9 protein-coding genes and 1 tRNA gene are annotated in these 18360 nt (G+C 30.3%); 8 read left to right on the top strand and 2 right to left on the bottom strand.

All coding sequences use genetic code 11. The features are described 5' to 3' along the window. Positions 1 to 718 precede the first annotated feature (718 nt). Together dnaJ and dnaK are read right to left on the bottom strand one after the other, a co-directional pair. On the bottom strand, positions 719 to 1864 hold the full coding sequence (gene dnaJ, locus ERCIPSPA2889_RS00770) for a molecular chaperone DnaJ (protein WP_157988980.1): 1146 nt from the start codon (positions 1862 to 1864) through the stop codon (positions 719 to 721). A gap of 106 nt (positions 1865 to 1970) precedes the next feature. Next, a complete protein-coding gene (gene dnaK / locus ERCIPSPA2889_RS00765; protein WP_157988979.1) occupies positions 1971 to 3887 on the bottom strand; it encodes a molecular chaperone DnaK in 1917 nt (638 codons plus the stop codon). 1459 nt (positions 3888 to 5346) lie between these two features. On the opposite strand from dnaK, the gene ERCIPSPA2889_RS00760 reads away from it, so the two are divergent. The 8 genes from ERCIPSPA2889_RS00760 to yfaE all read left to right on the top strand — a co-directional run bounded on the left by ERCIPSPA2889_RS00760 (position 5347) and on the right by yfaE (position 18012). Beyond that, a tRNA-Pro gene (locus tag ERCIPSPA2889_RS00760) sits at positions 5347 to 5423 on the top strand. A 1319-nt stretch (positions 5424 to 6742) separates the two neighbouring features. Beyond that, a complete protein-coding gene (gene waaA, locus ERCIPSPA2889_RS00755) occupies positions 6743 to 8020 on the top strand; it encodes a lipid IV(A) 3-deoxy-D-manno-octulosonic acid transferase (RefSeq protein WP_157988978.1) in 1278 nt (425 codons plus the stop codon). Beyond that, a complete protein-coding gene (locus ERCIPSPA2889_RS00750; RefSeq protein ID WP_157988977.1) occupies positions 8021 to 8794 on the top strand; it encodes a glycosyltransferase family 2 protein in 774 nt (257 codons plus the stop codon). It abuts the gene before it with no gap. Continuing rightward, positions 8794 to 9288 (top strand): pantetheine-phosphate adenylyltransferase, encoded by a 495-nt coding sequence (gene coaD / locus ERCIPSPA2889_RS00745; protein WP_157988976.1) that lies wholly within the window; start codon positions 8794 to 8796, stop codon positions 9286 to 9288. The genes ERCIPSPA2889_RS00750 and coaD overlap by 1 nt, the downstream gene beginning before the upstream one ends. Before the next feature lie 1703 nt (positions 9289 to 10991). Further along, on the top strand, positions 10992 to 12398 hold the full coding sequence (gene gndA / locus ERCIPSPA2889_RS00740) for an NADP-dependent phosphogluconate dehydrogenase (protein ID WP_157988975.1): 1407 nt from the start codon (positions 10992 to 10994) through the stop codon (positions 12396 to 12398). Positions 12399 to 14252: 1854 nt separating this feature from the next. Further along, the gene (gene nrdA / locus ERCIPSPA2889_RS00735; RefSeq protein ID WP_157988974.1) at positions 14253 to 16538 is read left to right on the top strand and encodes a class 1a ribonucleoside-diphosphate reductase subunit alpha; all 2286 of its coding nucleotides are present in this window, start codon (positions 14253 to 14255) and stop codon (positions 16536 to 16538) included. 64 nt (positions 16539 to 16602) lie between these two features. Continuing rightward, a complete protein-coding gene (nrdB, locus tag ERCIPSPA2889_RS00730) occupies positions 16603 to 17736 on the top strand; it encodes a class Ia ribonucleoside-diphosphate reductase subunit beta (protein ID WP_157989409.1) in 1134 nt (377 codons plus the stop codon). A gap of 6 nt (positions 17737 to 17742) precedes the next feature. Continuing rightward, complete coding sequence (gene yfaE / locus ERCIPSPA2889_RS00725) at positions 17743 to 18012, top strand: class I ribonucleotide reductase maintenance protein YfaE (protein ID WP_157988973.1); 270 nt, start codon at positions 17743 to 17745, stop codon at positions 18010 to 18012. Positions 18013 to 18360 lie beyond the last annotated feature (348 nt).

Here is an 18360-nt window from a genome sequence, read left to right as displayed (position 1 = left end):
ATTGTTAAACGATGAATATTATTGTTTATTTAGACACTTTCTGTAACTCTATCATATCTATTACATTTTAATTATAAAATTATAATAAAATATCTAATTGCATACATCATAAAATAAGCAATATTTTACTGCTATTATTTTTTTAATTAAAAAAATAACTAATTTCAGAAATACCTAAAAATAATTATATGATGAAAATCAGGCAATTTTCTTCATTATGATCATTATAATTGTTAAGCGACAATTATAGCAATTACGATCGTTTTTTAGTTATCCTACTGATTAAATCTTATAAATAAAATATCTCATAGAAAATCAAATACGTTTTATCATAAAATAATACTTATATTTTATATAAACACAGTAATAATTTATAATCCAGTCATTATAATAAATATTCACATATTACTAATACATATTAGTAAATTAAAAAACACTTAAATACACTAACTTTCTACATATTATCATAAATAATATCTTATAAAGCGCATTCGAAAGTATATTTTTGTTCTTAACAACTCTGCTTTTATTTTTATTTAAATATAATTGAATAATTATAATATAACACTGATATATTACTTTTTATTCTAAAAAGAAAACTCCTTCGAAAAGTTTATATGAACCTAAAAAAATATCATCAAAAATAGGTCAGATACATTTTCTTTCTAATAGATACACTTAACTACATTATTAAGTATTAGTTATTCCATTATTCATATCAGTAACGCGTTAAGTCATCAAAAAACTGCTTGACACCATCAAAAAACGTTTTAGAACGCGGACCATGCCGCCCCTCGGAAGATCTAACAAAGCTATCGTCTAATGTACGTAATATCATTTTTTGATCTTCATTCAAATTCACAGGCGTTTCAACTACTATCCTACAAAGCAAATCACCTGCAACACCACCACGCACTGATCTGACACCTTTTCCTCGCATACGAAATAGTTTTCCAGTTTGTGTTTCAGGTGGAACCTTTAAACTTACACGCCCATCTAAAGTAGGTACTTCAATTTCTCCACCTAATGCTGCCATTATGAAATTAATTGGAACCTCACAGTATAAATTGTTTTCTTCACGCTCAAAAATATGATGTTTCCGCATTTGAATCTCAACATATAAATCACCTGATCGAGATCCTTTTTCACCAGGCTCACCTTCTCCACTCAAGCGAATACGATCACCGGTATCGACTCCTGCTGGGATTTTAACTGACAACGTTTTAGATTTAGAAACCCGACCCGTTGCATCACAAGCCTTACATGGATCTTTAATTATTACCCCTCTCCCTCGACAATGCGAACAAACCTGCTGAACAGTGAAAAAACCTTGTCGAATTTGAACTTGACCTGCACCTTGACAAGTTGAGCAAGCTTTCGGTTTAGTTCCTGCTCTAGCACCATTTCCATGACATTTAGCACAATCTTCCATAGTTGGAATATGAATCTCTTTGGATACACCACGTACTGCTTCTTCTAATGATAGCTCTAGATTATATTGGAAATCAGAGCCACGTGTAGCACGTTGCTGGCGTCGCCCTCCTCCAAATATATCGCCAAATACATCACCAAAGATATCACTAAAATCAGCATTACCACTATTAAAACTACCTTGCCCGCCTCCACCTGAACCACCATGCTCAAAAGCAGCATGACCATATTGGTCATAAGCTTTACGATTCTGTGTGTTCGTGAGAACCTCATAAGCTTCTTTGATCTCTTTGAATCTAGCCTCAGACCCCTTATCCCCAGAATTGCGATCAGGATGAAATTTCATTGCTAGACGTTTATAAGCCTTTTTTATTTCACGCTCATCTGCTGACTTAGTTATACCTAAAATTTCGTAATAGTCTCTTTTCACCATTTCTCTTTATCCTGACATTAACCAATACGCATGGATGTGGATGATATCCACATCCATGCGGTTATAATCGGTACTTTCGATGAGACACCTTACTATTTTAAAATAATTATTTTTTACTGTCACTCACTTCTTCAAATTCAGCATCGACAGCGTCATTATCTTTTTTAGCATTTTTGGTAGTGTTTGTGGAACCCCTAGCAGACTCCGCCTGTTGTGTAGCACATTCTATAAGTTTAGAAGAAGATTCCATCAAAATCTGTATCTTTGCTTCAATTTCCGATTTATCTTCACCTTTCAGTGCTGTATTTAATACATTTAGCGCAGATTCTATAGTTGCTCTATCACTTTCTGTTAATTTATTACCTATTTCACTTAATTGCTTACGCGTACTATGTACAATCTGATCGCCTTGATTTCTTATTTGGACCAACTCTGCAAATTTACGATCTAACTCAGCATTAGCTTCTGCATCATGTACCATTTTTTCAATTTCTCTATCATTTAAACCTGAAGAAGCTTTAATAGTTATCTTTTGCTCTTTACCGGTATTCTTGTCTTTTGCAGATACATGTAAAATTCCATCAGCATCAATGTCAAAGGTAACCTCAATTTGCGGCATTCCACGCGGAGCATTCTGAATACCATCCAGATTAAACTGCCCAAGAGACTTATTGTCAACTGCGCGTTTTCGTTCACCTTGCACTACATGAATAGTCACTGCAGATTGATTGTCCTCTGCTGTGGAAAATATCTGACTATGCTTAGTGGGAATTGTAGTATTTTTACTAATTAGTGAAGTCATGACACCCCCCATAGTTTCAATACCCAAAGAAAGGGGCGTTACATCCAGCAATAAGACATCTTTTACTTCACCAGCTAGAACACCACCTTGCACTGCAGCACCAACAGCTACTGCTTCATCTGGGTTAACATCCTTTCGCGGCTCCTTACTAAAAAAATCAGCCACTTTCACTTGCACCATAGGCATACGGGTTTGACCACCCACAAGAATGACATCATTAATATCAGATATAGACAAATTTGCATCTTTTAAAGCCATTTTCAATGGCTCAATTGAACGGATAATCAAATCTTCAACCAACGATTCTAGCTTTGCACGTGTCACTTTAATATTTAAATGTTTTGGACCATTAGCATCTGCTGTGATATACGGTAAATTAACATCAGTTTGCTGAGCAGAAGAAAGCTCAATCTTAGCTTTTTCAGCAGCTTCTTTTAAACGCTGCATAGCTAGAGGGTCATTATGTAAATCAACTCCCTGATCTTTCTTAAATTCAGACACAAGATAATTAATCATACGGCTATCGAAATCTTCACCACCTAAATGAGTATCACCATTAGTTGCTAATACTTCAAAGGTTTTTTCACCATCTACCTCATCAATTTCAATAATCGAAATATCAAAAGTACCACCACCTAAATCATATACCGCAATTGTACGATTACCTTGACTCTTATCTAGACCATAAGCTAAAGCAGCGGCAGTAGGCTCATTAATAATACGTTTTACATCTAAACCTGCAATACGTCCAGCATCTTTAGTGGCTTGTCGTTGTGCATCGTTAAAATATGCCGGTACTGTTATAACTGCTTCGCTGACCTCCTCCCCTAAGTAATCCTCTGCAGTTTTCTTCATTTTTTTTAAGACTTCTGCAGAAATCTGTGGTGGCGCAATACGTTTACCCTTAACATCAAGCCAAGCATCACCATTATCGGCATTAACAATTTTAAATGGCATGATTTTTATATCGCACTGCACCTCTTTATCATGAAAACGGCGACCAATAAGACGTTTAATGGCAAACAAAGTATTTTGTGGATTAGTAATCGCCTGACGCTTAGCAGGCTGACCAACTAACGTTTCACCATCTTGAGTATAAGCAATAATAGAAGGCGTAGTTCTATCACCTTCTGCATTTTCTAGCACGCGTGCCTTTCCACCATCCATAATAGCAATGCATGAATTTGTTGTACCAAGGTCAATTCCAATAATCTTACCCATAGAAATATCTCCCACTAATATTCTGATCGTTATTAGACGTATGTATAATTATATTATTCTGTAACACTTAAATGCGGGCATATGTTATAATTTCAACTGCTTATCTAATGTTTTTCTTAGGTATCGTCTAGCGCGCAAAGTATTATTGATACCCAAAAATCATTATTATTTGATCTAACACAATTTTAGATTATCGATACTACGAAATTACATACTTATCAATTTTAAAAAAAACTTTATCTTGCTATTAACATCTCTATCTATAATAAAATAAAATTAAAAATAAACATCTTATATATAACACCGTAATCTAGAATTATCCGTAAATGATCTTTATATATAAAATTAAAATTATATAAACAAAACTCAATATTAATTATTAAACTTTAATAAAAAAAGATTTTTAATAAATTAAAAATAATAAATAATAAATATATCTAGAAATTCTAAAAATACTTATTTAATAATATTATTAAAAACATATTATTTTAACTTTATAAATTTTTTATATATTATTTTAATATATATACACAAAATGAAATTAATAAAAAACTGTAAATAATATTATTCTACTATATTATTCTATATTAATATAATAACTATATATATAGTATACTAATAAATATTAATTTATGTATTCTAATTTTAATTATCTTATTTTGATCATAAAATAATATTATACCTATCTATGTCTTGAGGATTTTAATATAATATAATCTTACATTATAAATTCTAATATAATATTATTTTAGCTCTAAATTTTAGTGTAAATCTTAATATTTAAATCAAAATTTAACTTTAAAAATATTTTGTATAATACTGATTTTATACTAATCAAGACGAAATTCTGACTTCTAGATTTTTAAAATATTAAAATTTATTTAATTATTATATAAAATTAGTCCTAATTTTTGCATGTGATATGGTTTTATAGAATTGAAAATATAGGAATAAAAGTAGTAGATATGAGAGAGGTATGTTATATAAAATATAAGAGTGTAAACTATAAATATTCTCAAGTTTTTTTAAAAAAAATATTATATATAATCATATACAATTTTATTGTTATTGTTATAAAATAGTATTGTTATAAAATAGGTTTAATTTCATAATTAAATAGTTATTAAATTTAATTTTGATATCTATAATTTTTACTTTTTTATTAAAAATTTTAACTTTATATAAAATATGTCAAGTTAAAAAATAAAGTTAAAATAATGAAACTTTATGATAAATGTATTCCTTCATTGCGCTGTATCATGTATGATTTTTTATCATAAGAATAAATTAAAATAATTAAAGATATTACATATTAATTGTATGCATCATATTTATAAATAACTTTTGGAAATTATCTTAAATAACTTGTAATGTAATTAGCATAAGCATAAAATACTTGCAGATATTAGATCTTATTCAATTAATATGATTATATAATATATAATATTTAATAAATATTCGGCACGTAGCGCAGGCTGGCAGCGCATCGTCATGGGGTGGCGGGGGTCGGAGGTTCAAATCCTCTCGTGCCGACCAAAATATTCATATAATTTTTAAAGATTAATTATAAATATTTATAAATGTTCTAAAATTATAAAATGTTCTCTAATTATTATATTATTAATGTTATTAGTATTAATTAATATTTTGATGACTTAATACTTTAAATTTAATTATGATATTTTATATATATTGAAAAATTATAATTTTTATTTCTTAATTTCAAACTTACTAATAATCTGATACATTTTTTTAAATATTATTAAAAAATAAAATTTTTTTTAAAACTAGACAAAATATAAAAATTATAATTTTATCTGAATATTTTAATCTATATCTACTTAATTAGTTTGATTAACTCATTTGAGATAATTCATACAAATATTGAAAATTAAAAAATTTAATATTTAAATTTTTTTACTATTTACTATATATACTATTATTAATACATTTTAAATTTTAGAATACTTTTTGTCACTCTAATTATTATTTATTAAGCAAATAATCTCATATAATATTATATTCATATTGATAAAATATTGTTTATTTTTCATCTTATTAATATCCATAATTAAGAGTGAAAATCATAATCATGAAATGACAACTAAAAATTTTATACCCATATTAAAAAACACATGATAACTGAAATTATAAAATAAAATTTTATCCCATATTATAAAATACTATATTATTAGACTATGCATAAATATATACATGTATATAGGCAATTTTATATAAATTATCTATACTAGATAACAATATAATAAAAAATTAATCAATTTTATATATAAAAATAATTCGTTCATAATACATAAATTTATTATAAATAATATCTTGCTATTCATATAATCCGATTATTTATAAAATGTCTGTTAATTATTTAATTATTTTCTAAATTTCTGATTTAAATATAGCTTACAGAAATATAAGCTCTCAAGCAATATATTATATAAAAATAATAATAAATTGCGCTATATTTTTGTTTTCCATTATTATATAATATGCATAGTCATGTTAATAACCTTAATCTTATTATGAATATAAAGTTAATTATTCGATTAAATTACTGATTAATGTACAATTACTGCTTAATGTACAAAATCTATCTAAATAGATATTTAATATTTTATTTATATTGACTAGTATATTTTTATATTAATTGACAATAAAAGAATAAAGTGTACCACTATACATATAATTTCTTTTTACAACTCTAAAATAGATCACGGAATTCATTACACAGAGGCTATTAATATAGCCTCTGTGGTCTATTATTTGTTTTTTATTTCTAAAATTTAATCAATATATCCTAATTAACATACAACCCTGATTGCCCTGACAAGATAAATTATAATATGCTTATTATTTATACAGCTTTTCTATATTTGCTTCAACCTATTATCTGGATCCGTCTCTGGTTCCGTGGACGAAACTCTGCCTCTTATCGCCAAAGGTGGGGAGAAAGATACGGATTCTGTGCAGGAAAAGTTAAAGCTCAAGGCATCTTGCTTCATGCGGTATCCGTTGGTGAAACATTCGCTGCAATTCCACTTATACGAGAACTCAATCGTCATTATCCAAATCTACCTATTGTTATCACCACCATGACACCAACTGGATCAGATCTTGCTGTTTCTTCTCTTGGAAAAATGATTTCTCATGTATACTTACCGTATGACCTACCTAAGGCAATGAACCGTTTTTTTGATGTGATTCACCCTAAATTAGTGATCATCATGGAAACCGAACTTTGGCCAAATATGATCACGTTATTATATACTCGTCGCATTCCCCTCATCGTAGCCAATGCTCGTTTATCAGAACGCTCAGCTAACATGTATAAAATATTTAGCGCCTTTACAAAATCCCTGTTTCAACGCATTACTCTAGTCGCTGCCCAGAGCAAAGAAGATAGCCAGCGCTTTGTTAATCTAGGCGTAAAACAGTCTCATATAGTGATTACAGGAAATTTAAAATTTGATGTTACTATTATGCCAGAGCTAACTGAGAAAGCTATACAGTTACGAAAGCACTGGATACTTAAAAAGAGATCTATATGGATTGCCGCAAGCACCCATCATGGCGAAGAACAGATCATCTTAAATGCACACTCCAAACTTCTAAAGCGTTTTCCAGACCTTTTATTAATTTTAGTACCCAGACATCCAGAACGTTTTTCCAGCGTGCGTTGGCTAACTCAAAAACACCATTTTAATTATATTTCACGTAGCAATGGTCAAGCACCTTCTGATAGCACACAAGTAGTAATTGGAGATACTATGGGTGAATTAATGTTATTATATGCTATTTCAGATCTAGCATTTGTTGGCGGGAGTTTAGTTAAACATGGCGGTCACAACCCATTAGAACCTGCAGCACATACTATCCCAATATTAATGGGTCCACATACCTTTAATTTTAAAGAGATTTGTAAACTCTTGCAACAGAACAATGCTTTAATTACTGTTAGTGATGCTGAGTCACTCAATGATGAAATTACCGTATTACTCACTAATACAAGCTATCGTCTGAATACTGGACTATATGCATTTAATGTCCTGCGCAAGCATAAAGGTGCATTAAAGAATTTACTAAAATTAATTAAACCTTACCTCTTGCAAGAAGGTAATTAAATGCAACAAACACAAAAACTTTCAGTAGTGATTATCACTCATAATTCAGAAGAAGTACTAGATAAATGCCTAGCATCAGTAAATTGGGCAGATGAAATTATTCTTTTGGATTTTAAAAGTAGTGATAAAACTCTAGATATTGCTGTTAAATATGGAGCTATAGTTTATCACTCTAACATATGGTATGGCTATGGTAAACAGCGACAAATTGCACAAAACTATGCCAATTATGAAATGATTTTAATGATTGACAGCGATGAACGCGTCACGCCAGAGTTGCAAAAATCAATTAATCGAATACTACAAAAGCCACCAGAAAATATTGTATACAGTATAGCCCGTCGCAATCTATTTCTTGGAAAGGCTATGCGATATGGCGGATGGTACCCAGATCGTGTAATCCGTTTATATCCATCCTTTTGTATCTATAATGACAATTTAGTGCATGAATCTTTAGATGTACCTAAAATACCTATTCGATCACTATATGGCGATTTATTGCATGTAACCAGTAGAGATTTTTGCGATTTTCAGTTTAAGCAGTGTACCTACGCCAAGGCCTGGGCTAGACAACACTATCAACAAGGTAAACATTATGGTATAATAAAAATTATTTACCATAGTTTTTGGTCATTTATTAGGACATTATTAATCCGTCGAAGCTTTTTAGATGGAACCCAGGGTTGGTTACTAGCAATAGTTATTTTTCAATATACTTTTAATAAATATACCGCCCTATGGGCTCTTAATTATATCTCTAGGGATAAAAATTAATGAAACGGAAAGCTATCTATCCTGGAACATTTGATCCAATAACCAATGGTCATCTTGATATAATTACACGAGCAGCAAGAATATTTGAACAGATCATTCTCGCGATTGCAGATAATCCAAAAAAAAATACGATGTTTTCTCTTCAAGAAAGAGAACACTTAGCACAAGAAACAGTCAAACATCTTCCAAATATATCAGTAATAAAATATAGCAATTTATTAGTAAATTTCGCTAAAGAACAAAAAGTTCACATACTTATTCGCGGATTAAGAACAGTATCTGATTTAGAATATGAAAAAAAAATAGCTGCCATAAACCATTTATTAGCTCCTGATATAGAAAGTGTTTTTTTTATGACAACAACACAATATACTTATCTTTCTTCATCATTAATTAAAGAGGTGGCTCAACATGGTGCTAATGTACAAAAACTTTTACCAACTCCAGTATATCAAGCATTTAAACTACGTTTTCTCATGAATACAGACTGTTAAGAATATCGCGTAAGTCCTAAAAAAAACCCTCCTTGTTAATCTTCTTAAAATGATATCATAAAATATTTAGTCTAACCAGTATCTTTATTTTCTGAAAAATATTACCAAAAAAAATATTTTATCCTAATGAAAAGATATATCATATCTAACATATATCTTGTAGATAAAAACCTCTTCCCAGAATATAATACACAAAAACAGATAATTCGTCACTAATAGTTATTATTATAATATAACTCTTATTATAACACTGTAGATAATCATAACCAAATCATCATTGTTATAGAACAACATATTTATTAATAAGAACTATTAACAGTTAAAATCACATCATCACACAAAGGCGTCTCAACTATAATAAAAAACTTTCTATCAATACAAGTGATATAAAAAAAAACTAAAAAATATATTCTGTATATAACTTTAATGACAGAATCAAGTTGTGTTTTAATGAATAGTGCGCATCCTATTTATAATTTACTTAAAAATCCATATCTCATCTCAAAAATAAAACATAAAAATTAATATTGTACAATGAATTATTAAAAACTATTAATTACATTTCAATGACAATCTGTACTTACGATTAGTACTATAATAAACAGTTTTTAGTATTGATATTTTTACCTACACATATAACATATATATAATGTAATAGAATTCATCATTATTTTATAATAACTATGTTTTTATCATTCACAACAAATAAAATATAAGCTATAACATCTACTATAAAATCGTTGATAGTATTATTAAATATTTTTAATTAATAAACTTTTATAAATCAACCTTAGTTCAGAATCACTAAGTTTATAGTAATAAATATTGAAGGTATATGTACTTATAAAAAAATATAACATTACATTCAATGTATTTCCATGAATACATGAATTTCCATGTATTATTTGTACTATGTGCTGTAAAAACTCGAAAACTATTATACATGCATATCTTTTATTATTTTTTATAATATTATTATATAATTAATTATCTTTATTATACTATAATTTTTATATAATATCATGAGTAATAATTTTATTAAAGTACTGTCATAATTTATGATAGTTGCTTAAAAAAATTAACTAAAAATTATACTACTTAATTAGGCTCACTCATACGTATACACATTAAATATATTTAATCTTTTAGTCTTTTCAGGTGTTACTCATAATAAAAGCATAGACATTGACCTAAAAATAGATTATAATAATTTTTTATCATTGCGTTAATTATACTATAATATAAAAAATTTTTAATTGATAACCTTAATTCTCTATCAAAAGTTATTTTTATTTTCAAAAAATTAAATATTTAAATTACCATAACATCCTATATCTACCTAAATGTATTACTTAACAAATGCCATTTACAATCCATTAAACTGGAAATATACATTTATAAATTATAAATAGATATCAACTTTACGATAATTTATTTTTTTATCTGATCAAAATTCTCTCATTGCATTCCATTGCTATTTACTAAATTCCCTTACTAATATAATACATATTCACTGTCTATTCATGATAAAATATATATTTACATAAGGTATTAATGTATATTAATTATTGTATATTTTTTCCTGCATATACTTTTTGTAATCATACATTTATTTACTACAAATTACAAAATTAGCTATTATGATGAAATATAAAAATTTAAATCAAAGCTTCTCAAAAACAACTTATAATTAGGAGGATGCCATGTCAAAACAACAGATTGGCGTGATAGGTATGGCAGTCATGGGGCGTAATTTAGCCCTTAATCTTGGAAATCAAGGTTACTCAGTTTCTGTGTTTAATCGATCTGATTCAATAACCAATACATTTTTTGAAAAGAATCAAACCAATATGCTGGTACCGTATTATACAATACAAGAATTTGTTCGCTCGTTAGATAAACCGCGATGCATTATGTTAATGATAAAAGCTGGAGAAGCCACTGACGCCACTATTGCATCATTAATTCCCTATCTGAATCCAGGTGATATTCTCATCGATGGCGGTAACGCATTTTATAAAGATACAATAAGACGCCAAAAGGAACTCTTTAAGAAAGGCTTGTATTTAATTGGCACTGGAGTGTCTGGTGGTGAAAAAGGAGCCTTAATTGGGCCATCTTTTATGCCAGGAGGCCATAAAGAAGCGTACACAATTATAGAACCAATATTAACTAAGATTTCAGCTATATCTGAAGGTAAAGCCTGTGTTTCTTATATAGGACCAGATGGTTCTGGTCATTATGTAAAAATGGTGCATAATGGTATTGAATATGGTGATATGCAACTTATTTCAGAAGCGTATTCTCTCCTAAAGGGTCCGCTAAATTTAAATAATGAAACTTTAGCTCAAATATTTAGCACTTGGAACAAAGGAGAGTTAAGCAGCTACCTAATTGATATTACTAAAGATATCCTGACGAAAAAAGATGAAGATGGGAATTACATTCTAGATTTTATCTTAGATCAAGCAGATCACAAAGGTACAGGACAGTGGACTAGTCAAAGCGCATTAGACCTCAATGAGCCAGTATCATTAATTACTGCATCAGTATTCGCTCGTTATCTTTCTTTATTAAAAGATCAACGCATAGAAGCGTCCACAGCGCTATCTGGACCTAAACTGCAAACTATAAGTGTAAATAAAGAAGAATATATTGAAACAGTACGTAAAGCACTTTATCTTGGAAAAATTATTTCTTATGCTCAGGGATTTTCCCAACTAAAAACTGCATCTATACAACATAACTGGCAGCTAAAATGTGGTGAAATCGCAAAAATATTCCGCGCAGGTTGTATTATTCGCGCACAACTTCTGCAAAAAATTACTGATGCTTATGAAGAAAATTCCAATATTTCCAACCTAATTTTAGCTCCTTACTTTAGAGATATTGCAAATAAATACCAACAATCACTACGTGATGTAGTAACTTATTCAGTTTTAAACGGCATACCAACACCCACCTTTTCTGCTGCTATTGCTTATTATGATAGTTATCGTACAGAAAAATTACCTGCTAATCTAATTCAAGCACAACGCGATTACTTTGGTGCTCATACTTATAAACGGATAGATAAACATGGCATCTTTCATACAGAATGGGTAATATGATTCATATCAGATAAATAATCCTCAGAGCTTTCTAACAAAACGTCTGAGGATAGAATAGATATTATTTTTACATTGAATTATTATATAACATTAATAATAAAACAATACTTTATATTATACTTTACCGTATGCAATTAATATGTACTAATAATAACTGAACTTCGGCAAAAATAATTTTTTCTTACATCATAAATCATGCGATTTGCACTATATTTTTTGCATACAAGAAGCTATAAAAACGTTAAATATGATAAATAATTGAATAGATACAAAATCTGATCAATATGTATTGATAGTTTATATCTACTTAAAATGTCCATGTGTATGCAAGATGCGGCTGTCACCATAAAATATATAAAAATAAAAATAATGTTATTTTTCTAGTCTCAAACAATTAAGAAAAATATGCTATCACCTGCTAATCTTTATTTCATCGATTATAGAGTCCTTTCACAATAAACGACTTCTCACTCATAATGCATGAGTGGAAAAAACAATAAAACTGATAAAATTTTTTTCTAAAGCTGAAAATAATTTAATCCTATAAATAAAAAAAATAATCAGCGCATCACTTAAGAATAGTCATTCTCAATCTATCCTAGTGAAAAGTATAGATAAAATAAAATTAATATAAAAAATAAATATTTTATCCTACTGTCATACTGATGTACTAGCATAGTATATACTTTAATAATAAACATGTATGCATTAGATGCATACAGGTAAAAGCTATTAGCACTAACAATATGACATAACAATCAGCTATTTTATCTTACTATTCATAAACTACTTATAAAACCATAACATATAAGAAAATGCACACAAAAAGAACAAAAATCATGATAATCTATGGTTTTTGAAAGATATCTCTCCTCTTTTTACATTATGCTATGCATATATACTTAGGATATTAAGATAAGACATTTAGTTAATTTATGCATGAATGTAACATGCAACATAGTTTGATTACTTAAATCAGAAGCATAGATAATAATATTATGCGTATTAACTAACTTTCTAAGTCTCACCAAGACAATATCAGTGGGTTTCACCATGATAAGGAAAATAATAATAAAAATATAAAAATAATTTTAAACAAAGCCTTATAATATATGCAAACAATAACCATATTTAGCTAAGCAAGTAATTTTTATATAGTGCATATTATTATGTACATAAGATAATCATGTATTAATTAGACTATTATGTTATGCGAATAACATCCCTCTAAAACCAGGTAAATAATCAAAGTTATTTACTTCTAAAAATTAGAAAACTAATAATACGTAGTAATGCTACATCTTAGGGCACACATGTACTATGAAGATATCTGGTCTTAATCTGAGCTCGACTACTTATCTCAACTAAAGCAGTTGTCAAGAGCTGCAGATTAATTATTAAATTCTATAACTGGCGAGAATACAATAGTTACGTAATACCTTAACTACATACGCATATCCGCCTAATGGTTGAATAAATCACTCATATTAGTACTACAATATGTATCAATACTTCTAATTATATCTCTACAGTAATAGCTAATATGAGGCCCGATAATAAAACATACGTTATCTTATAATAACCCCTAAATATAAAAACTGTCAGGAGGTAAAAAATAAAATTTACACACATTTCAGTTTATTTAGAGATCCAGCCTCGTTCAGCAAGCTAGAGCTATGAGCATACTCATTATTATAGTATATAATTATATATTTTATTATATATGATTATTCGTTGTGGTTAAAACTGCCACCACTCCCATCCTATAATGTAACATTGATCAAAAAGGTAACTACAAAGATCTATCTGTATATGACTATAGGAATTATTTGTTAAGGATAGGTAAAGCCCAACATGAATCACAGTCTTTTTGTAACTAAACGCGATGGCCGAACTGAGCGTATCGATCTAGAAAAAATACACCGCGTACTCAACTGGGCAGCAGAAAATCTACATAATGTCTCTGTATCTCAGGTGGAATTGTGCTCTCGTATCCAATTTTACCCAGGTATCCGTACATTTGATATTCATGAAACCATCATTAAATCAGCTGCGGATCTTATCTCAGCAGACGCACCTGATTACCAATACATGGCCGCACGTCTAGCTATTTTTCATTTGAGAAAAAAAGCATATGGTCAATTCGAACCACCTAAGCTAATTGACCAAGTGACACGTATGGTATCTATGGGAAAATATGACGCCCATCTTTTAACAGACTACAGTTTAGATGAATTTGAAAAAATGGATAGCTTTATTGATCACTGGCGTGATATGAGCTTTTCCTATGCTGCAGTAAAACAATTAGAAGGGAAATACCTGGTTCAAAACCGTATTAATGGTGATATCTATGAGAGCGCTCAGTTTTTATATATCTTAGTATCCGCGTGCTTATTTTCTAGTTATCCAAATAGCACTCGTCTAGATTATATTAAACGTTTTTATGATGCTATCTCAACTTTTAAGATTTCATTACCCACACCAATTATGTCTGGAGTGCGCACCCCAACACGACAATTTAGCTCTTGTGTGCTTATTGAGTGCGATGATAGTCTAGATTCGATTAATGCCACTGCTAGTGCCATTGTTAAGTATGTATCCCAACGAGCTGGAATTGGTATCAATGCTGGTCGTATTCGTGCTTTAGGTAGCCCTATACGTGGAGGAGAAGCATTTCATACTGGATGTATCCCATTTTATAAACATTTTCAAAGCGCCGTAAAATCCTGCTCTCAAGGAGGTGTGCGTGGCGGTGCTGCTACTCTATTTTACCCTATGTGGCATCAAGAAGTAGAAAGTCTTTTAGTTCTAAAAAATAACCGTGGTGTAGAAGATAACCGAGTGCGTCATATTGATTATGGAATACAACTAAATAAATTAATGTATCAACGATTGCTTCAAGGTGAGGATATCACCTTATTTAGTACATCAGATGTCCCAGGGCTCTATGATGCGTTCTTTGCTAATCAAGATGAATTTGAAAGACTCTATACCCAATACGAAAAAGATAAAAACATTAGAAAACAGCGCATTAAAGCAGTTCAGCTTTTTTCGTTAATGATGCAAGAGCGCGCCTCTACTGGTCGAATCTATATTCAAAACGTTGATCACTGTAACACTCATAGTCCCTTTAATCCCACTATTGCACCAGTACGTCAATCAAATCTATGTCTTGAGATTACTCTTCCAACCAAACCACTTCAAAATATAAATGATGAAAATGGAGAAATTGCATTATGCACTCTATCTGCGTTTAACCTTGGTGTAATTGATAATCTCGATGATCTACAAGAACTAGCAACGCTAGCAGTACGAGCACTTGATGCATTACTAGACTATCAGAATTACCCTATTCCCGCAGCCAAACGTGGCGCTATGGGGCGACGCACTCTTGGTATTGGCGTGATAAATTATGCATACTACTTAGCAAAACACAGAGTGCGTTATTCTGATAGTAGCGCCAATGTGTTAACACACCAAGCATTTGAAGCAATTCAATATTGGCTATTAAAAGCGTCTAATGAGCTTGCTATTGAACAAGGTGCTTGCCCATGGTTTGCAGAAACAACTTACGCTCAAGGCATTATGCCAATTGATACCTACAAAAAGGATCTAGATACTATCTGCAACACCCCTTTATTACTTGACTGGGAAGGTTTACGTAAATCAGTAAAAACTTATGGTCTTCGCAACTCAACACTTTCAGCGGTCATGCCAACAGAAACATCTTCACAAATTTCTAATGCCTCCAATGGCATTGAGCCACCTCGAGGTCATATCAGCATAAAAGTCTCAAAAGATGGAGTGCTTCGGCAAGTTATACCAGAGTATGAGCGCCTTAAAGATTATTATGAGCTACTATGGGATATACCAAATAATGATGGATATCTGCAGCTCGTTGGCGTAATGCAAAAATTCATTGATCAAGCAATTTCATCGAATACACATTATGATCCGATGCGATTCATAAATGGTAAAGTGCCTATGAAACAGCTTTTAAAAGACTTACTAACGGCGTATAAATTTGGTATTAAAACGCTTTATTATCAAAATACCCGTGATGGAACAGAAGACTTAACAGATGACTTTTTATCTTCTACGCCGGATGAAGATTGCGAAAGTGGTGCTTGCAAAATGTAACTACTATTATAAGGTAAATTTCGGAAAAAATCACAACTACTGGCTCAATGTTTTGGAATACAAAATGACTTATACAATCTTTTCTCAACATAAAAATAATCAACTATTGGAGCCAATGTTTTTCGGTCAACCAGTGAATATTTCACGATTTGATCAGCAAAAATATCGAATATTTGAAAAACTCATAGAAAAACAGCTATCATTCTTCTGGCGACCCGAAGAAATTGATGTCTCACGTGACCGTATCGATTATCAATCCCTGCCTGAGCACGAAAAACATATCTTTATTAGTAACTTAAAATATCAAACACTATTAGACTCTATTCAGGGAAGAAGTCCAAATATCGCACTATTACCAATAATTTCAATTCCAGAGCTAGAAACATGGGTAGAAACATGGGCTTTTTTTGAAACAATTCACTCACGCTCATATACTCACATTATTCGAAATATTGTTAATGAACCCGCACTCATCTTTGATGATATAGTGACACACAAACAAATTTTATCGCGTGCTAAGGATATTTCTAAATATTATGATGATCTCATTCTCATGACAAATGCGTGGAATCTCTTAGGTGAAGGTGTGCATCAAATTAATCATTGCACAACTATAAACGTCAACATACATATACTAAAAAAGCAATTATATCTTTGTTTAATGAGTGTGAATGCCCTAGAAGCTATCCGCTTCTATGTGAGCTTTGCTTGTTCGTTCGCTTTTGCTGAACGTGAGCTAATGGAAGGTAATGCTAAAATTATCAAGATGATTGCTCGTGATGAAGCACTTCATGTTACTGGCACTCAGTATATTCTAAACTTACTTCGCAATGGTGATGACGATCCAGAGGCAGCAGAAATAGCTAAAGAATGTCAACAGCAATGTTATGATTTATTTCTGCTAGCAGCGAAACAAGAAAAAGAATGGGCTGAATATCTATTCAGAAACGGATCGATGATTGGTCTCAACAAAACCATTTTATGTCAATATATTGAATATATCACTAATATTCGTATGCATGCTGTTGGTCTAGATCCACCTTTTCAAGCCCATTATAATCCAATTCCATGGATTAACTCATGGTTAATCTCAGATAATGTACAAGCAGCTCCTCAAGAAGTAGAAGTAAGCTCGTATCTAGTAGGCCAAATTGATTCTGAAGTTAATGTAGATGATTTTATTGATTATCGGCTATAATTCCTCATGAAAAAAACTATTATTACACTCAACCCTTCTGGTATGAAATTAATATGGTGTGATCTGCACCATAACCTTCTAACCACTTTAGAGTTACATAATATCTATTCTGAATACCAGTGCCGTGCAGGATATTGTGGCTTATGCCGTATACACTTATTACAGGGTGTAGTGAAATATAGAACACAGCCTATTACTTTTATCCAGCCCGGTGAAATCCTTCCCTGTATATGTCACGTATGTAGTGACATTGAAATTGCCATACCTCATCAGTAATTATTGTTAATAAAGATCTGATTAATATATAAAACGTATGCATGAATTCTTTTTTATGTGAGATGTTTATATGTCAATATAATAATAATTTATTTAATTTTTAATTGATTTTTTACATTAAAAGCATTATATAAAGTTGATATCATCAATCACTTTTATGAACTCTCTTGATATCGAATAACAATCATAATATAATGGGTTTTTTATTTAAAAATTTTAAAACTTTCACTTTACGAGAACTACTTTTCATCCTCGTTAGTGTTAATTAAACTTTATAAAAAGACATTAATATGGAATTATGATGATAATTTTAAGCTATAATATTTAAAGAATTAGTATATATAGTGA

It is taken from the genome of Candidatus Erwinia haradaeae (genome assembly GCF_900698985.1).
Lineage (GTDB): Bacteria > Pseudomonadota > Gammaproteobacteria > Enterobacterales > Enterobacteriaceae > Erwinia_E > Erwinia_E haradaeae_B.
The sequence above is the reverse complement of the archived record's forward strand: the minus strand, read 5'-3'. Positions and strand labels throughout refer to the sequence as shown.